This is a genomic window from Mucilaginibacter dorajii, assembly GCF_024808255.1.
Lineage (GTDB): Bacteria > Bacteroidota > Bacteroidia > Sphingobacteriales > Sphingobacteriaceae > Mucilaginibacter > Mucilaginibacter dorajii.
On record NZ_JANTYS010000010.1, the window covers coordinates 79,224 to 96,035 of the forward strand.

Consider the following 16,812-nt stretch of genomic DNA (forward strand, 5'->3'; position numbering starts at 1 on the left):
CCCTTCATATTTGTTGATGAAGAGGCATTATAGGTTTTAAATGATGGGGGGAAGTTTTATTTTAATACGATAACCTCACACCAAAACCGTCCCTCCATCAACCGTAATGTTTTGCCCTGTACCAAACTGTTGTTTCATGAGGTACACATAAGCAAGCGCTACATCTTCGGCCTGGCCAACACGTTTTAGCAGAAGGGTATCTTCCATTGCCTTAAATAAACCTTCGCGGTCGGTTTCGGGCATGCTGTCCCACAGGGCGGTTTGGATAACGCCGGGCACCACGCTGTTCACCCGGATGGGAGCAAGTTCAACGGCCAAAGCCCTTACCAAACCTTCCATAGCGCCGCAAATACTGCTGGCTATTGACCACCCCGCACCCGGGCGTGCATCAGCAGTGCCACTGATTAAACAAATAGAACCACCGGGCTGAATGTATGGCGACGCGTATTTAACGGCAGTAAACGCGCCCCAGTACCGCACGTTAAAAAAAGTACGCGCCTGTTCTATATCGGTTTGAGCAATCAGGTTAAGAGTAAGGTTTTCGCCGGCGGTGTACACCAGGTGATCGAAGCCGCCAAGGGTATCAAAAAAGTTCTTGATGCTGTTTTCGCTGGTTAAGTTAACGGCGTATCCCTGGCTACCTTCGGGTAGTTCGGTTAAAGCATTATCAATTCTTTGTTGATTACCCGATATGATTACTACCTGTGCGCCTTCCTCCGCAGCAGCTTTCGCGGTGGCTAACCCTATGCCCGAACTTCCGCCTAAAAGAACTACTTTTTTGCCATTTAGCGAATACGGGGCTTTTGCTTGATTTTTCATGATCTTTGTTTTTTTATGATGGTACAAAGGTCTTGCAGATCGAGCCGCATCCACTTAACAAATGGTAAAAACGAAAATCGAGATCAAAAAAATTTCGGTCTAAATAAACCAGCCGATCATTTATAATTGTTGATTTCAACAATTGCCGTTAATTTTATGCTTAGTATCATCTACCTAAAAAAATGGAGCCTAAAGAAATATTAAAACAACACATCGCCAAAACCATCACCCTAACCAATGACGAGTTTGACTATTTCTTTTCGCACTTTAAATACCAGAACTTAAAAAAAGGGCAATCTATCATTACCGAAGGGCATAAAGTAGATTGCGAATATTTTGTGCTATCGGGCTGCCTCAAGTCCTTTTTCATCAATGACGATCTTAAAATGTTCATCCTGCAGTTTGCTATGCCAACCTGGTGGGCATCTGATTTTAATGCTCTGTACAGCGATACCAAAGCCACCATCAACCTGGACTGTATAACCGATGCCGAGGTGCTTTGTATCAGCAATAGCGATAGGGAAAAGATGTGTAAAGAACTACATGCGGTAGAGCATTTTTTTCGCTGGCGTACCAATAAAGGCTATGTGGCATCACAAAAAAGATTGTTATCCTTCATGAATAACGACGCGAAAAAACGTTATGAAGAACTTTTAGCACAATACCCGGCGTTGTATAATATCGTTCCTAAACACCTTATTGCCGCTTATTTAGGTGTATCAAGGGAAACCCTAAGCCGGCTTTATCATTCCTGATCATAGCCCTAAAAGTGACCTACATCACATAATAGCCTTTTAGTTTACAGCCATCTTAAATGTGACCTACATCACGTAGTCGCCTTGATTTTAGTGCCGTCCTTTGTATCGCAAATCATCAGTAAACGATTTAAACAACAAAGAAAATGGAAACTAAAAATTTTGAAATTGTAAGCTCACAAAGCAACATTGAATGGACAGGCCGTAAAGTAACCGGCGCGCATAATGGCACCATTGCTATTACCAAAGGTTCATTAACCCTTAGCAACGGCAACCTTACCGGTGGTAAATTCACTATCGATACCACATCTATCAACATCCTGGATATAACCGATCCGGCTACCAACGCCCAGTTTGCAGGCCACCTGGCATCAGACGATTTTTTCTCCTCAGAAAAATTCCCGGAAGCATTTCTTGAGATCACTAACGTTGATGCTAAATCTGCAACAGTCTACTACATCACCGGTAATTTAACCATAAAAGACATCACCGAACCGGTATCTTTTGAGGCTTCGTTAAATGCCAGCGGCGATGCATTGACTGCCGGCGGTAAAATAGTTATCGACCGTACCAAATACAACATGAGGTTCCGCTCGGGCAATTTCTTTAAAGATCTTGGCGATACGCTGATCTATAATGAGTTTGACCTTAACGTAAGTATTACCGCCAAAGCCGTACCGGCGTTTGCCTAAAAATTAAAGCCATGCCATACATTAAAATTGAGGTAACCCGTGAAGGTGTTACCCGCGAACAAAAGCAAACCATCATAAAAGGTGTTACCGATTTGATGAGTAGTGTTCTCAATAAAGACCCGCATTTAACCCATGTAGTGATCCAGGAAATTGACCTTGACGATTGGGGTTATGCAGGCGAACAGGTTTCGGTATTAAGAGAAAAAGGCATTACTGCCGATAAAAAATAAAATAATGAAAAAGCAAACAGTTATAGTAACAGGGGCATCATCGGGTATAGGCTTAGCCGTGGCCCAATATTTTCTGCAAAGGGGCGATAATGTGGTGATCAATTCATCAAGCGCCGTCAAACTCCAAAAGGCTTTTGAAGAGCTGGGCGCAGGCGATAACGTTGCCCTGGTAGCCGGCGATATCAGCGATAAAAATACCGGCATCCGCCTGGTTGAAAAAGCGATGGAAAAATTTGGTTCCGTAGATGTGCTGGTAAACAATGCCGGTATTTTTGGAACCAAACCATTTTTGGAGGTTGATGAAGCCTACCTTGATACTTTTTTAAATACCAACCTTAAAGGCACCTACTTTACAACCCAGGCCGTAATTCCCCAGATGTTAAAACAACATGATGGTGTGGTAATCAACATCGGTACGCCATTGGTTAACCACGCGCTGGGTGGCCTGCCAACTACAGCTCCGTTAACAAGCAAAGGCGCTATCCATTCGCTTACTATACAGCTGGCTGCCGAATTTGGTAAACGCAACATCCGCATTAATACCGTTGCCCCGGGTGTTATCCGCACACCAATGCACCTGAACGGCGATGAAGATAACAGCGATCAAAGTGCCGGCATCCACCTGGTAAACCGTGTTGGCGAAGTTGAAGATATAGCCGAAATGGTTTATACCATTGCCAAAAGCAATTTTATAAACGGCGCTATTATTAATGTGGATGGCGGCATGTCTGCAGGTCACAACCTGAATTAATTTAATACGAATGATCATGAAATGTTTGTTGCTTACCGCCTTATTCACCCTGAACTGTTGCCTGCTTAGCGGGCAACAGCTTAGCAATAAACAATCAAAAAATATAAACACCATGGAAAATTCAAAAGAAGATTCATTAGCAATCTCAAAAACACTAGATATTTATTTTAAGGCAATTCATGAAGGCGATGTTGCCCTGCTAAGCAGTACCTTTAACGCCGGAACTTTATTGTTTGGCGATGTAAAAGGCCAGCCTTACGCCAAAACCCTGGTTGACTACCTTGATGGAGTTAAAAACCGTCAGAGTCCGAAAGATTCGGGCAAACCATTTAAGGGCGAGATCATTTCTATCAACGTGATCAATTCTATCGCGATAGCAAAAGTACGTGTTAAAATGTATGATTTTGATTACCACGAGTTCCTGTCGTTTCATAAAATAGATAATCGTTGGCTCATTGTTAATAAAATGATAAGCGACGTTACAGAATAACCTTTAAAAACACAAGCCATGTGGTACAACACAAAAGCAGCGCAAATAATGGGTATCCAATACCCTATTTTGCAGGGACCGTTCGGCGGTAATCTTTCTTCGATTGACTTGGTAGCTATCGTATCAAACGCGGGCGGATTGGGCGGTTACGGTGCCTACACTTTAAGTCCGCAGGAAATAATTGATGTTGATAAACAGCTTAAAACCGCTACCAATAAGCCCTACAACATCAACCTGTGGGTATCAGACCATGATGGGGCCGATGCGGACCTTAGCGATGCGCAGTACCAGCAAACCCAAAATCTGTTTAAACCTTATTTTGATGAACTTAGTATTCCCTTTCCCGATAAACCGGCCCCCTTTAAACCAAGGTTTGAAAACCAGGTTGAAGCCTTGCTTCATTTAAAGCCAGCGGTGTTCAGCTTTATGTTTGGTGTACCATCGGCCGATGTATTGGAGCAATGCCGCAGACTGGGCATTGTAACCGTTGGCGCTGCTACTACTTTAGATGAGGCCCTGCTGCTGGAATCGGCAGGAGTTGACCTCATCATTGCCTCGGGGTTTGAGGCCGGCGGTCACCGGCCATCGTTCCTGGCTTCGGCCGAGTCATCGGTTACGGGCACTTTTGTGTTGTTACAGCAGATCAAAGAAAAGGTTAAAACGCCCATTATAGCGGCCGGCGGTATAGCCAACGGCAAAGGCGTTGCAGCCGCGTTAGCCTTAGGTGCAGATGCGGCGCAGATAGGTACTGCTTTTTTAGCTACCGATGAATCAAACGCTCTACCAATCCACCGCCAAATGTTGTTTTCTGATGCGGCTAAATATACTACCCTATCGCGTGCTTTTACCGGCAGGTTGGGGCGTGGTATTACCAGCCGGTTAGCAAAAGACCTGTTGGGTAAAGAGAAAGGATTTTTGTCGTTCCCTTTCCAAACACAATTTATATCGGCCATAAGAAAGGCGGCTATTGAGCAGCAAAAATGGGATATGGTTTTGTTTTGGGGCGGGCAGATAGCACCTATATTAAAACATACCAAAGCCGCCGAACTGATGCAGGCCATATTGCAGGAAACCAACGATTATTTTAACGACCTAAAAGCTTAAGTAATCATAAGAAAAGCAATCAGCGTAAAGCATGTTTAAAAATAAAGAAAGCCTACTAAACCCCTGAAGTTTTTTATTTGCTTAGGCTGATCCATCTATATAGCGTTCCACCGGAACGGGTGGAACACGTGGAACGCTTTGGAACGCATTTATATTGACAGTCAGCAAGTTACACTTTCTCAAAAAGCACAAAGGTGGAACGCTTTTATTCCTCACTATCAGTTACTTAATAGCATTTAAGGCTAAAACTACCTTTAGAAAAGTGTAAACTCAATACAGGACTATTCATTAAAAGAGTAGACTTTTCTCAGGACGAGAGAAACCGCTTTTCGCCCGAATTTGATTGGCTGAAGGCTGAATATTTGCCTCATAAATCATATAAAATATTCTTCAAAGAAGTTTAAACAGGCTCTTTAAATAACTCATTAAAATATTAAAACAATGAACTCATCAAAAGTATGGTATGTAACCGGGGCTTCCCAGGGATTGGGTTTAACCCTTGTAAAAAAACTATTGGATAATGGCTACCGGGTAGCCGCAACCTCACGCACCGCCGATTCGTTAACTCACGCTGTTGGGATATGTGATAAAACACGTTTCCTGTCTCTGGCGGTAGATTTGACCAATATCGACTCGATCCAGGAATCAGTAGCGCAAACCCTTGCTGCTTTTGGGCAGATAGATGTGGTAGTTAATAATGCAGGTTACGGCATGGCCGGCACGGTTGAAGAAATTACCGGGCAGCAAGTGCGCGATATTTTTAATATTAATGTACATGCTGCTATTGATGTTACCAAAAGTGTATTACCCGTTATGCGGCAGCAGGGGGCGGGCTATTTTATAAATATCTCTTCGGTAGCCGGGTTTGTTGGGGCGCCGGGCTGGTCGGTTTATTCGGCTACTAAAGCGGCGCTTACCGCTTTTTCTGAAGTGTTGGCTGCCGATGTTCGGGAGTTTGGTATTAAAGTAACGGTAGCCGAGCCATCCGGCTTTCGTACCGGTTTCCTGACCAAAGACTCGCTGGCCTTTACCGAAAGTAAAATAGAAGGTTATAAGGCTGTGAAGAAAACCCAGGAACGCTACCTGGCTATGAATGGGCAACAAGCCGGAGATCCCGAAAAAGCAGCAGAATTATTCATAGAACTGGCCGAAAACCCCGAACCACCGCTTCACTTTTTTATGGGTGCCGATGCCTGGCACCGGGCAACTGAAAAACTTTCGGCCATGACGGCGGAAACAGAGCGTTGGAAAGCAAAAAGCCTGGGGGCCGATTTTCAGTCATAAGTTATTTAACACCTTGACAGCCTGGCCACCAGGTCGGCGTGCTTAGGAAACAGCGATTGCAAGGTTTCTTTACCTCCCATTTCAAATTCACTAAAATCAAAACCGGGTGCTACGGCGCAGCTTACCAATGAAAATCCATCTTTAACCATAGGCTGTGAGGCAAACCAAATGCCAGGCTCAATGACAATGGATAAACTACCCGAAGGTGCATCTGACAATTCGTGAGTTGTTAATGCACCATCGCTGTTAATGGCATAAATCACTAACGGATCGCCTTTATGAAAATACCAGATCTCATCAGAGGACAGGCGATGAAAGGCCGAGAAATCTTTGCTTTCCAACAGGTAATAAATGGATGTGCGGGCCTCTTTTACCACCTCAGGCTGGTGTTGCCTGTTAACCAATTGAGCGGAACGGAATACCTCTTTATAATAACCGCCCTCGGGATGCGGTTGTAATTGCAAATGCGTTATCCAGTAAGCGGCGTTTTCCATAGGTGATGGTGTTATTTTATGGTGAAAGTAAGAAATCAATTAAAATAGTTTTTTTTAATGACAGAAAAAAAATAACCGTCGGGTTCCAATCAGCAGAATCTGATGGAAGGCATTACGTGAACAAGGCGCAGACGACTCACCCCGACATCGCTGCGCTTGTCACCCCTCTCTCCGGCTGCGCCGCATAGAAGGGAAGGAGAATTTTTGTTTTTTTAACCCTCTTTGCGGCTTGCCGGAGAGAGGGTGGTCCAGCGAAGCGTAGACCGGGTGAGTCGTAGCCGGCATTTAGGCAAATGCCGCATTCTTACTTAACCATTTCAATATGCAAAATCCCATCCTCATCATAAGGGTCCCCGGTTTCTACAAAACCCAATGAAGCATAAAAGTTTTTGATATAACATTGAGCCCCAATACGGATTTGGCCCGCACCTAAAATTTCATAACATAGTTCAATGGCCTTGGTCATCAAAATTCTACCCGCGCCGGTACCACGTGCTTTGGGGCTGGTAACTACCCGTCCTATCGACATTTCTTCATAAGCTACACCCGCGGGCACAATCCGCGCATAGGCCATCAGTTCGCCCTCGTTAAAAAGCATCAAGTGGTTACAGTGCGGGTCTTTATTATCGGCATCCTGAAAAACACAGTTCTGCTCCACTACAAATACCTCGTTTCTAAGCCTTAATATGGCATAAAGCTGGGCGGGTGTAAGTTCATCGAACGGTTTAACTACGGTTGAAAATTCCATGTGATAAATATATAGTATGGTTTAATAAGATAAAGTTTGTTTTGATAAACGGTTAAAACGCAGGTACAAACCAGCCGAGGCAATCGCTAAGCCGATGTAAAGCCCCACCCAAATACCAAATACACCAAGGTGGGTATGCAAGCCAAGCACATAGGCCAGCGGCAAAGCAATCAGCCAATAAGCCACAAAAGCAATCAGCGTCGGAAATCTTACATCGCCCATGCCCCGTAAAACACTTAAGCCGATGATTTGCAGACCATCAAAAACTTCCACAATAGAAGCGAAGATGAGCAATTGGATCACCATGGCTATCACCGCGGCATCGGCAGAAAAAAACCGGGATAAAAATCCACGAAAAACAAATAAGGTAAGCCCGGTAAGCAGGTGAAAAGCAATAACGAGGTGATAATTGGATAAGGCTGAAAAACGTACCTGTTGTGGTTCTTTCCGTCCCCTGAAAAAGCCGGTATTGACTGCGGCCGCTGTTCCTATCCCGCAGGCAGCATAATAGATCATAGCTACCATGATCATGGTGGCCTGGTACGCTGCCAGGGGCGCAGCACCTAACCAGCCCGTCATGAACACCGCCGCGCTAAACGCGCTGATCTCGAACACGTTTTGTAAAGCGATGGGCAAGCCCGATCTTAAATTATTTTTAAACAAGTCGAGTTTTAAACCGAGTAACGAAAAACCGCGCACGTACAGCCGGGTGCGTTTACTTTTTATGGCGTACCAGGCCATGGCAATAGCCATAATGGCACGGTCGGCAATGGCGGCAATGCCTACCCCTTTTACGCCCATTGGGCTTATACCAAACATCCCTTTTACCAGTACAATGCCTATAACAATATTGATGGCGTTGCCCCACAAGCTTACCTGCATGGCCTGGCGGGTTAGGCCCAAGCCTTCTACAAACTGTTTGAAGGTTAAAAATACCATTAACGGCAATAATGAGATGCCCATTAACAGCAGTAAAGGTTTGGCCTGTGCTACCACATTACTTTGTTGCCCCAAATGGTCGAGCATAAAAACCGAACCACTAAGGGCTACAATTACCAGCAACAAACCGGTAAGGATATTTACCACCAGGCTATGTGCCAGTAACCTGCCGCAAAGGAAATAATAACGACTGCCATTAGCATGCGCGATAAGCGGCGTTAAGCCATATGATATGCCAATACCGATGATCATCAACAAATTAAAATAGCCGTTTGAAAGCGCCAGGGCGGCTAATGGAATGGTACCTGCGAAATGCCCTAATATAACCGACGATGAAAAGCCCACCAGCGGATGCCCCAATTGAGTGATCATCACCGGGAACGCAAGCCTGATATTGCTTTTGTAGTGCTTAATATATGGCGCTAATATTTTCATTGTTGTTTACGGTTCAAAGATAAGGGCGAAACAAATGCTAAAAAATGCTCATTTTTGATTAACTAATGATTTTAACGCATTAATGAAATGGATTTACAGCAGATAAGAAACTTTTTGAAGCTTGCCGAAGAACTGCATTTTTGGAAAACAGCCGAAAAAATGAATATCACGCAGTCGGCGTTAAGTAGGCAGATCCAGTCGTTAGAAGAAGAATTGGGACTGGTACTATTTGAGCGAAACAAGCGAAACGTGAAGCTTACGCCAGCCGGCGATTTTTTAAGGGATAAATGGGCGGTAATGCTCGATGAATTGAAATTCATTCACCTGTTTGCCAAAAAGATAAGCGATGGCGAAACTGGCACCATTAAAATAGCCCATCCGGATTCTATTTCATCGTCATTGTTACCCAATCTGCTTGGCAAAATTTCCGCGCGGTTCCCGGAATTGCAGATCGAGCTGGTACAGCTGCTATATGAAAACGAACAGGAATTTATTAAGGAATATAAGATTGACCTTGCTTTTACCCGCGATATTAATCGACTGGCCAATATCAGTTCGATGAGGGTAAACAGCGACCAACTGGCTATGCTGGTTCCAGATGACCATCAATACCATACCTATACCGATATTACCCCTCACAATCTTCAAAATGAAAAATTCATCCTGCCAATAGTTGACCATAGCAGCAGCTACCGCAATATAGTGCAGGATTTTTTCGATACCATGGGCTGCGTACCTCATACCGTATATCATTCAGATTTTGGGTCGACTATACTCGGCCTGGTAGCCAAAAGCCTGGGTTTATCCATTCTGCCTTTATCCTATATCCATCATCAAACACCCGGCATCCGGTTTATTGAGCTACCCTTTAGTACCGATCTGTACGTAAACTGGCGTACCGATGACCAAAGCCCGGTATTGAAAAATGTGTTGCAGGTGATAGAGCAGATGGCGGATAGTGGCAGATAAACTATCTCCATGGGATAAATACACTAATAACTTCTTAAGAACTGATCGAAAAGATAGTACAATTAAAATCGTCATTGTGAGCTATAAAATCCTTGCATCTGAAGGAGGAAATGACGTAAAAAATTTGTCATTCTGAGTTGTAAAATTTCGCGAAATTCTGAAGGTGGAATGACAATATAGGGCTATGTCATTGCGAGTTGTAAAATCCGCGGACTGTGAAGGTGGAAATGACGTAAGAACTACCCTCTCCACGCTGTCATTCTGAGGCACGAAGAATCTTCTTGACTATAAAAGTCTGCAATTAGCAAGGCGAAGAAGATCCTTCGTTCCTCAGAAGCTGTTTAAAAATAAGAAAAATAGATTGTTACTGCCTTTGGTAAGATTTTCGATATCTGAAGGACAGCATGACGTGAACAAGGCGCAGACGACTCACCCCGACGAGGCTACGCCCGTCTTCCCCTCTCTCCGACTGCGTCGCATAGAGGGGCGGAAAATAAAAACAGTTTTTACCCTCTTTGCGGCTTCAGCCGGAGAGAGGGTCTGCCAGCGAAGCGCTGCCGGGGTGAGTCGTCTCCAACGTTCTACCGATACCAAGAAAACGAAATACATCATTATGAACGTAAACAACGAAGCAATGCGATTTTTTTGACTGTAATATCTTTCCAGAACCGTTTTTAAACAGCTTCTCAGAACGACAAACATTTTTTAAAAAACGTCATGGGTAGGAACGAAGCAATCGCGAACTGTGCAGATTCGCCCTGTAGAGCATGAGATTGCTTCGTTCCTCGCAATGACATGGTGGACTTGTCATGGGTAGGCATGAAGCCCCCCCCTCGCAATGACGACTTTTTTTGCTTTAACAATCCCCTTCCTTGCACCCATCAGTAAAAATAATGTCATGAATTAAATTAACCTTTTTAAGTAAATAAACATTTACTTATTATTGTATCATAATTTATTCAACCTGGATTTAAACCGGTATGCGACCAAAAAATCTCGAAAAAGAACAAGCTATCCGCAGCATGGCGCTTGACATTATTGCCAATGAAGGATTGGAAAACCTAACCATGCAAAAGCTGGCTAAGGCTGCTAACATTTCACCCCGTACCATTTATATCAAGTATGAGAACAAGGAAGACCTGTTGGTAAAGCTATTCATCCACGAGGTTTTGGAGCCTTATGAAGCGGCCATTTTAAATGGTTTTACTGACGGCATGGATTTTAGCACCGGCACCAAAAAGCTGTGGATGAATACATTTACCTATCTAAAAAACAACCGTTCGCACTTTGCTTTGTTGCAGCACAGCAAGTCGTCGCCCTTGCTTAATAAGGCATATCAGCAGGAAAACATTGTACAGGGGCAGTACTTCGCCCCTGTACATCGCTTTTTAACCGATAATGCCGATGCGGGTGTTATCAAAAGCTTTCCTTTTGATGTGCTCAGGGCTTTGCTGATGTCGCCCTTGATAGATTTGGTAAACGAATACTTTGACCATACCACACGGCCCGTACAGATCATAACCGACGAGGTGATTATGCAATGCTGCGAGGTAGTAATAGCAGGCTTAATCAACAATAAATAACCAACCAAATGAACACCATTAAAAACAAAAATATAGCTATAGTAGGCGGCGGCCCGGGTGGCCTTACACTTGCCAGGATCTTACAAATGAACGGCACCAGCGTAAAAGTTTACGAGCGCGATGTAAACCGGAGTGTAAGGGTACAAGGCGCCACGCTTGATCTGCATGACGAATCGGGCCTAAAAGCTTTACGCAAGGCCAACCTGATGGCAGAGTTTAAAGCTAACTACCGCCCCGGTGCCGATCATTTGCGGATAACTGACCAAAACGCCAGGATCATATATGAAGACGTTTTTGACGGTGATGATGAGCATGGCCGTCCGGAGATTGACCGCGGTCCGCTGCGGGAAATTTTATTAAACTCCCTGCAGCCGGATACCGTAGTTTGGGATTGCAACTTTGCCGCACTGATACCGCAGGGCGACGCGTTTGAACTCCAGTTTAAAAATGGCACAACCGCTCATGCCGATATTGTGATTGCCGCGGATGGGGCCAGCTCAAAAATCCGCCCGTACATCACTCCTATCAAACCTTTTTATGCCGGAGTAACCGCGGTTGAAGGCGCGGTATATGATTCGGCAATCAACAGCCCTAAAATCCATGAGCTACTAAAGAGCGGCAAAATATTTGCCATGGGCGATTCAAAAACACTGATAGTGAGTTCAAAAGGCGATGGCAGCCTGGCATTTTATGTGGGATTTAAATGCGCCGAGTTTTGGGTACAGGAAAGTGGAATCAACTTTGCCGATAAGGCCCAGGTATTAGCCTGGTTTAAAAAAGATTTTGCAAGTTGGGATAGCATATGGAGCGAGCTTTTTGAAAATGCCAGTTCGGCATTTATCCCCCGTCCACAATATTGCATGCCTTTGAATCAAACCTGGGAAACCCAACCTTACCTTACTATGCTTGGCGATGCCGCACACCTGATGCCACCCTATGCGGGCGAAGGTGTAAACATGGCCATGTTAGATGCGTTGGAATTGGCCGAATGCCTTTTAAGCGATGAGTACACAGATGTAAAATCGGCCATAGCAGCTTATGAAAAACAGATGCTGGTTAGATTTGCCGAGGTTGGACAGATTACGTTAGAACAAACCGAGTCACTGCACTCGCGGGATGCGATTGCTAATATGATAGCGATGTTTAATGGGGAATAATCTGCAATCAGTTTTCACTGTAGAGACACATCACATGTATCTCCAACTGTACAGAACTAATTTTTGCATTTCATTTCAGATTTGTAAGGTTGATTTGCGCGCGGGAGACGCATGTGATGCGTCTCTACAAAAACAAAAGAATCAAACTATTTCTATAATAACACTGCTTTCAATTCATCCAACATTGCCGGCCTCCTTGGGTACTTCGCTTTCAGCTTTTTCGCAACTGCAATAACCTTTTCTTTTTCGTGAGGAAAAGCCTTCATTATGTTTTTCATGTTACCAACAAGCTGCGCATATCTACTCCGTTCGGTGGCATTGTCGCCCTGTATTTCCAGGGCAGGGATATAGAGTTGCAGTAGCTCGGCGGCATAGGTAAACACCAGGTCGTTGTGGTATTTCATGATCCGGTCAATATCCGTTTCTTGTTTTACCAGTTCAAACAACCTGTCGGTAAATTTTTCTTCGATGTAAATTGGTGAAAGCGCCGAAAGCAAGCTACTGTTAAGTGATTCCCATTTACTGCCACCATGTTTTTTTGTGGTTTTTATAGTGATATCTTTTATAGTGGTTTCAATTACACCTTGCCAGATATCCGCGCTGTAGGTTGCTTTTAACATTCTGTAATAATCTATACTAAACCAGTTGGAGTCAAAGGCAAATTGCTTATAGTACTTGCGGACCAATAATAAATCGTTTTCCAACAGGGCTATCCTTAGTAGCTGTTTTTCCCATTGCGTAACTGTGCCGGGATGCTTTTTCTCCTGGGCTATCCCAATACCTTCCCCAACCAGGTTTTTAGCCAGTATAAAATCTTTATTATCAATTGCTTTATCTACCTCGGCCTGCCTTACCTCCACAATTTCCATATTTTGCACTATCAATTCCCCGGCTTCCTCTTCCCTTCCTATTGCTTTAAGAAATTCAATTTTACTGGTTTCAAAAAAGTCCTCCTGATACCTGCTGTTGCGGTTGGCTAACCTGGGTAGCCAGGCGTCAATAAAACCTAAAAATTCTTCATGTTTATTTATCTCTTCGGCTAAGGTTTGAAAAATATCCATCAGTTCATACCCAAAATCACCATAATCAAAGTAAATCCCATCGGTAAGCTCCGTTTGTAGAAATCCAAACACCCGCTCCTTCATATCCATAATGGCATCGTCGCCTAAAGCTATTGAGCTTATCAATTCCGTTATATTGATAAGGGCATCGCCCAGAGCGCCGCTGGAGTCATCGCAATAGGTAATTACCTGTATCATTTCTTTTAACGCCACCGTGGCTATTACAAAAGCTTCTACAAAGTTCTTTTTATCAGCAAAGCCAAAACCCTTATCAACTAACTGGTTAACCTCTTTGGCAAAACTCTGCGACGAACGATAGTCCATATACCCCTTACCAGTATATTTTTTAATGAGTTTTTTAATTATATCGGTATATAATTTACCGGTATCAATACGCCCGTCTTTATCTGCAAAAAACAGCTCAAACGCCAATTTAAAATCCTTATTCTTTGGGGCGTAATCTTTAATAAACACGCGGTACTCACCGGCGCTGATCTTTAGCAGCAAATCTTCAAACTGGTTCTTTTTCGATCCTTTTTTGGGAACCGCGATGCGCTTGATCAGCTCATCTCTAATCTCATATAAAACAGCTATCACATGTTTGCATATCATGCCATCATAGGGGCAATCACAATAATATTGTACAATTTTGTCATCCTTTTTCAGTGTAACCGATACCGCATACGTTTCAGATCCTTCAACTTCGGCGGTCCACTTACCATCATTATCTTCCAGGTCCTCAACCGCTCCTGCTTCATAATACTCCTGTCCTCTTTGCAGCATGATTTTACTTACCTGTTCTTCAAAATTTTGCAGGCTGAATGCATTCCCGTTTGATATCATCTAATTGTTAAAACTATTAAGGTAAACTTATACTTTTGTACTAAATCGTAATACAAATCTATTAAAACACTAAATTACGTTTATGCATTTAATACGAGAAATAACCCCCGAAATTATAAAAGATATTGCCGAAATGCTGGATATGGGGATGGTTTGCTTTTATCACAAACCTACAGGTACTATGGATTATTATCCTGATGAACTCAAGAACCCCGGCTATGATGAAGAACCATGGGCAGAGGTTATAGATAAGATTGATGAAAATTATGGCGACTACCAACGGTTTGAGGCCATGAGCAGCCGCGAGGCTTTTAAAGTTATGGAAGATTTTATTGCCGGCATTAATTACATACCCACGCACAACAAGTTCATTGATGCCATATCGCGCAAGAAACCATTCGGCAATTTTAATCACCTGCTACATTATTACCCCGATTTACGCGAGCAGTGGTTTAAATATAAGTTGGCACGAGGTATTGAGTACGTAAAAGAACAGATTGGGTAGAATTCCAATCTCAGAAAAAATCATTTTGAAGATAAGGCTTTTGCCATCTAAGTTTTTTAGTTAACACCCTCCGCATCGGCCAGTACAAGATCTGTAAACAGCAACCCTTTTGAGCCATTACAGGTTTCGATGGTGTGAATATATTTATAGGAATTACTAAACTGGTCAAACCCCTGGTCAATTACCCTGATATTTAAATCGGCCAGTGAGTAGTTTTCGCAATCCTGGATGCAAAACAATTGCTCGTCTTTGGTTGCTAAAAAATCATCGGTGTATCCCTGGTCGTGCAGATTGATCACCATGCTGGTTAGGGCGTTATTGAGTAGCTTTTTGTTATTTTTCATGACCATTTGTTTTAAAGCGTTAACGTAAAGTCGAGGAAGATGATAGCTTTCTACATAAACAAATATCAAACCAAAAAATTATAAATCAGCTCATTACCAAATAATTAATTCATTCATTCTTCATAAAAGGCCTATTTTTCCTGAACAAGTGTTAACAAAAACAAACAGCCTCATTTATAGCTACATCCGGGTAAATAAAGTATATCCACATGTCCTGTTTAGCTAACACTAATAAAAAGGAAATATGACCTGTTTCACACACTTCATTATTTTTTGTAAACAGAATTATCAGAACTTAGCAAGCCAATAATTTTTTGAGTGTAAATAGCATAAAAGATTATTGTATAGCTATAAACCATGCAGCACATACTTGATAACCCCATATGGAATGCTTTAAGCACCGGCAATAAAGCATTTTCCATAGGTAACGACCAGGCCCAATATTTTAAAAGAGACGTATCGCCATTTGCGGCGATAGCATCAAATTCCACAGAAAACTTCCATATTCTTTATGAGCTTTTGCCGGCCAACACTGTTGTGGCTGTTTTTAAGCCCGATGAAATGGAGTTTCCCGAACCCTGGGAGGTTATTGACCCGATACCGGTTTTGCAAATGGTGTATGAGCAGTCCACACCACCGGCGGTTACCGATATTGAATTTACTGCTTTACAGGATAAACACATCCCGGCCATGCTGGCTTTAACCAAACTAACCAACCCTGGTCCGTTTTTTAACCGTACTATTGATTTTGGTAACTACTTTGGCATTTTTGAGGGCAGTGAATTGATAGCCATGACAGGCCGGCGAATGCAGCCCCTGCCCTATATGGAAGTAAGTGCCGTATGTAACCATCCCGATCACCTGGGGAAAGGCTATGCCAGCCGTTTGATACAGCACCAGGTACGTTTGATACAGGCAGATGGCGGCATTCCGTTTTTACACGTAAAAACCAATAATGCAAGTGCAATTAAACTATATGAAAAACTGGGTTTTGTAACCCGCAAAGAGATGTGCATTTGCGCCATAAAAAAAGTATAACTGAGCAATCCAGATAAATCATGAAAATTTACGATTCCCTTTCCCAGCGCCTGCAAACACAATACAAAGCTTTAACGCCTATTATTGATCATATAAGCGACGAAAAACTGATTAGTACTCCCGCACCCGGCAAATGGAGCATTCATGACCAAATTGCCCACCTTGCCCGTTACCAGGTAATTTTTATCGATCGCATGCAACAGATACTGGATACACCGGGCGTACAATTTGGTGCCTACAAAGGCGATGAAGACAGCGAGTTTCCAGCCTATCAACTTACTTCATTAAATGATTTATTAAGAGGTTACGACGTAAACCGGGCAAAGATCCTGGCGCTGCTCAATGGGTTGAGCGATGAAGAATTAGCCTTAACAGGCGTGCATCCAAGGTATGGCACCCTCGACATTATGCAATGGGCCGAGTTTTTTGTTTTACACGAGGCGCATCATTTATTCAGCATATTTCAGCTGGCAAACAGTAATTAATTTTAGTTGTATACCTGTTTTATTTCCTGATAATATTTGTAAATTGACACGTGTCTTTTTCACACTTAAAAAGGCCATTATCAACC

The 16,812-nt window shown here is 43.2% G+C and carries 19 protein-coding genes; 13 read left to right on the forward strand and 6 right to left on the reverse strand.

Features of this window, described 5'->3' with window-relative positions:
- Positions 1 to 75: 75 nt before the first annotated feature.
- On the reverse strand, positions 76 to 819 hold the full coding sequence (locus FHS10_RS15180; protein WP_259091840.1) for an SDR family oxidoreductase: 744 nt from the start codon (positions 817 to 819) through the stop codon (positions 76 to 78).
- Positions 820 to 1,001: 182 nt separating this feature from the next.
- Between FHS10_RS15180 and FHS10_RS15185 the strand changes: the two genes are divergently transcribed.
- From FHS10_RS15185 to FHS10_RS15215, 7 genes are all read left to right on the forward strand, one after another.
- Complete coding sequence (locus FHS10_RS15185; RefSeq protein ID WP_259091841.1) at positions 1,002 to 1,574, forward strand: Crp/Fnr family transcriptional regulator; 573 nt, start codon at positions 1,002 to 1,004, stop codon at positions 1,572 to 1,574.
- A gap of 146 nt (positions 1,575 to 1,720) precedes the next feature.
- Positions 1,721 to 2,266, forward strand: coding sequence for a YceI family protein (locus tag FHS10_RS15190; RefSeq protein WP_259091843.1), 546 nt, complete (start codon positions 1,721 to 1,723; stop codon positions 2,264 to 2,266).
- Between the two features lie 11 nt (positions 2,267 to 2,277).
- Entirely contained in the window at positions 2,278 to 2,496 is a 219-nt protein-coding gene (locus FHS10_RS15195) for a tautomerase family protein (RefSeq protein WP_259091845.1), read from the forward strand.
- A 4-nt stretch (positions 2,497 to 2,500) separates the two neighbouring features.
- The gene (locus FHS10_RS15200; RefSeq protein ID WP_259091847.1) at positions 2,501 to 3,247 is read left to right on the forward strand and encodes an SDR family NAD(P)-dependent oxidoreductase; all 747 of its coding nucleotides are present in this window, start codon (positions 2,501 to 2,503) and stop codon (positions 3,245 to 3,247) included.
- A 112-nt stretch (positions 3,248 to 3,359) separates the two neighbouring features.
- A complete protein-coding gene (locus FHS10_RS15205) occupies positions 3,360 to 3,737 on the forward strand; it encodes a nuclear transport factor 2 family protein (RefSeq protein WP_259091854.1) in 378 nt (125 codons plus the stop codon).
- A gap of 18 nt (positions 3,738 to 3,755) precedes the next feature.
- Positions 3,756 to 4,841, forward strand: a complete 1,086-nt coding sequence (locus FHS10_RS15210; RefSeq protein WP_259091856.1) for an NAD(P)H-dependent flavin oxidoreductase — start codon at positions 3,756 to 3,758, stop codon at positions 4,839 to 4,841.
- Between the two features lie 441 nt (positions 4,842 to 5,282).
- A complete protein-coding gene (locus FHS10_RS15215; RefSeq protein WP_259091859.1) occupies positions 5,283 to 6,125 on the forward strand; it encodes an SDR family oxidoreductase in 843 nt (280 codons plus the stop codon).
- A gap of 5 nt (positions 6,126 to 6,130) precedes the next feature.
- On the opposite strand, the gene FHS10_RS15220 is transcribed toward FHS10_RS15215, so the two are convergent.
- From FHS10_RS15220 to FHS10_RS15230, 3 genes are all read right to left on the reverse strand, one after another.
- Positions 6,131 to 6,619, reverse strand: a complete 489-nt coding sequence (locus FHS10_RS15220; RefSeq protein WP_259091876.1) for a cupin domain-containing protein — start codon at positions 6,617 to 6,619, stop codon at positions 6,131 to 6,133.
- 304 nt (positions 6,620 to 6,923) lie between these two features.
- Positions 6,924 to 7,367, reverse strand: a complete 444-nt coding sequence (locus FHS10_RS15225; RefSeq protein WP_259091883.1) for a GNAT family N-acetyltransferase — start codon at positions 7,365 to 7,367, stop codon at positions 6,924 to 6,926.
- Between the two features lie 21 nt (positions 7,368 to 7,388).
- Entirely contained in the window at positions 7,389 to 8,741 is a 1,353-nt protein-coding gene (locus FHS10_RS15230; protein WP_259091886.1) for an MATE family efflux transporter, read from the reverse strand.
- Positions 8,742 to 8,828: 87 nt separating this feature from the next.
- On the opposite strand from FHS10_RS15230, the gene FHS10_RS15235 reads away from it, so the two are divergent.
- The 3 genes from FHS10_RS15235 to FHS10_RS15245 all read left to right on the forward strand — a co-directional run bounded on the left by FHS10_RS15235 (position 8,829) and on the right by FHS10_RS15245 (position 12,450).
- The gene (locus FHS10_RS15235; RefSeq protein ID WP_259091897.1) at positions 8,829 to 9,710 is read left to right on the forward strand and encodes a LysR family transcriptional regulator; all 882 of its coding nucleotides are present in this window, start codon (positions 8,829 to 8,831) and stop codon (positions 9,708 to 9,710) included.
- A gap of 980 nt (positions 9,711 to 10,690) precedes the next feature.
- Positions 10,691 to 11,293 (forward strand): TetR/AcrR family transcriptional regulator, encoded by a 603-nt coding sequence (locus tag FHS10_RS15240; protein WP_259091900.1) that lies wholly within the window; start codon positions 10,691 to 10,693, stop codon positions 11,291 to 11,293.
- 8 nt (positions 11,294 to 11,301) lie between these two features.
- Positions 11,302 to 12,450, forward strand: coding sequence for an FAD-dependent oxidoreductase (locus FHS10_RS15245; RefSeq protein WP_259091902.1), 1,149 nt, complete (start codon positions 11,302 to 11,304; stop codon positions 12,448 to 12,450).
- A 152-nt stretch (positions 12,451 to 12,602) separates the two neighbouring features.
- On the opposite strand, the gene FHS10_RS15250 is transcribed toward FHS10_RS15245, so the two are convergent.
- Positions 12,603 to 14,354, reverse strand: a complete 1,752-nt coding sequence (locus FHS10_RS15250; RefSeq protein ID WP_259091904.1) for an SWIM zinc finger family protein — start codon at positions 14,352 to 14,354, stop codon at positions 12,603 to 12,605.
- An 82-nt stretch (positions 14,355 to 14,436) separates the two neighbouring features.
- Here FHS10_RS15250 and FHS10_RS15255 point away from each other — a divergent pair, with 82 nt between their 5' ends.
- The gene (locus FHS10_RS15255) at positions 14,437 to 14,859 is read left to right on the forward strand and encodes a UPF0158 family protein (protein WP_259091905.1); all 423 of its coding nucleotides are present in this window, start codon (positions 14,437 to 14,439) and stop codon (positions 14,857 to 14,859) included.
- A 56-nt stretch (positions 14,860 to 14,915) separates the two neighbouring features.
- Here FHS10_RS15255 and FHS10_RS15260 read toward each other — a convergent pair whose 3' ends face one another.
- Positions 14,916 to 15,203, reverse strand: coding sequence for a hypothetical protein (locus tag FHS10_RS15260; protein WP_259091907.1), 288 nt, complete (start codon positions 15,201 to 15,203; stop codon positions 14,916 to 14,918).
- 357 nt (positions 15,204 to 15,560) lie between these two features.
- Between FHS10_RS15260 and FHS10_RS15265 the strand changes: the two genes are divergently transcribed.
- Both FHS10_RS15265 and FHS10_RS15270 read left to right on the forward strand, forming a co-directional pair.
- Positions 15,561 to 16,241: a GNAT family N-acetyltransferase gene (locus tag FHS10_RS15265; RefSeq protein WP_259091908.1), complete on the forward strand. Its 681-nt coding sequence runs from the start codon at positions 15,561 to 15,563 to the stop codon at positions 16,239 to 16,241.
- A gap of 20 nt (positions 16,242 to 16,261) precedes the next feature.
- Positions 16,262 to 16,726, forward strand: a complete 465-nt coding sequence (locus tag FHS10_RS15270; RefSeq protein ID WP_259091913.1) for a DinB family protein — start codon at positions 16,262 to 16,264, stop codon at positions 16,724 to 16,726.
- The last annotated feature ends 86 nt before the right edge of the window (positions 16,727 to 16,812 follow it).

Excerpts from the sequence above, each read along its gene's own strand:
- FHS10_RS15180 (WP_259091840.1), bottom strand. The coding sequence starts at position 819 with ATGAAAAATCAAGCAAAAGCCCCGTATTCGCTAAATGGCAAAAAAGTA.
- FHS10_RS15185 (WP_259091841.1), top strand. The coding sequence starts at position 1,002 with ATGGAGCCTAAAGAAATATTAAAACAACACATCGCCAAAACCATCACC.
- FHS10_RS15190 (WP_259091843.1), top strand. The coding sequence starts at position 1,721 with ATGGAAACTAAAAATTTTGAAATTGTAAGCTCACAAAGCAACATTGAA.
- FHS10_RS15195 (WP_259091845.1), top strand. The coding sequence starts at position 2,278 with ATGCCATACATTAAAATTGAGGTAACCCGTGAAGGTGTTACCCGCGAA.
- FHS10_RS15200 (WP_259091847.1), top strand. The coding sequence starts at position 2,501 with ATGAAAAAGCAAACAGTTATAGTAACAGGGGCATCATCGGGTATAGGC.
- FHS10_RS15205 (WP_259091854.1), top strand. The coding sequence starts at position 3,360 with ATGGAAAATTCAAAAGAAGATTCATTAGCAATCTCAAAAACACTAGAT.
- FHS10_RS15210 (WP_259091856.1), top strand. The coding sequence starts at position 3,756 with ATGTGGTACAACACAAAAGCAGCGCAAATAATGGGTATCCAATACCCT.
- FHS10_RS15215 (WP_259091859.1), top strand. The coding sequence starts at position 5,283 with ATGAACTCATCAAAAGTATGGTATGTAACCGGGGCTTCCCAGGGATTG.
- FHS10_RS15220 (WP_259091876.1), bottom strand. The coding sequence starts at position 6,619 with ATGGAAAACGCCGCTTACTGGATAACGCATTTGCAATTACAACCGCAT.
- FHS10_RS15225 (WP_259091883.1), bottom strand. The coding sequence starts at position 7,367 with ATGGAATTTTCAACCGTAGTTAAACCGTTCGATGAACTTACACCCGCC.
- FHS10_RS15230 (WP_259091886.1), bottom strand. The coding sequence starts at position 8,741 with ATGAAAATATTAGCGCCATATATTAAGCACTACAAAAGCAATATCAGG.
- FHS10_RS15235 (WP_259091897.1), top strand. The coding sequence starts at position 8,829 with ATGGATTTACAGCAGATAAGAAACTTTTTGAAGCTTGCCGAAGAACTG.
- FHS10_RS15240 (WP_259091900.1), top strand. The coding sequence starts at position 10,691 with ATGCGACCAAAAAATCTCGAAAAAGAACAAGCTATCCGCAGCATGGCG.
- FHS10_RS15245 (WP_259091902.1), top strand. The coding sequence starts at position 11,302 with ATGAACACCATTAAAAACAAAAATATAGCTATAGTAGGCGGCGGCCCG.
- FHS10_RS15250 (WP_259091904.1), bottom strand. The coding sequence starts at position 14,354 with ATGATATCAAACGGGAATGCATTCAGCCTGCAAAATTTTGAAGAACAG.
- FHS10_RS15255 (WP_259091905.1), top strand. The coding sequence starts at position 14,437 with ATGCATTTAATACGAGAAATAACCCCCGAAATTATAAAAGATATTGCC.
- FHS10_RS15260 (WP_259091907.1), bottom strand. The coding sequence starts at position 15,203 with ATGAAAAATAACAAAAAGCTACTCAATAACGCCCTAACCAGCATGGTG.
- FHS10_RS15265 (WP_259091908.1), top strand. The coding sequence starts at position 15,561 with ATGCAGCACATACTTGATAACCCCATATGGAATGCTTTAAGCACCGGC.
- FHS10_RS15270 (WP_259091913.1), top strand. The coding sequence starts at position 16,262 with ATGAAAATTTACGATTCCCTTTCCCAGCGCCTGCAAACACAATACAAA.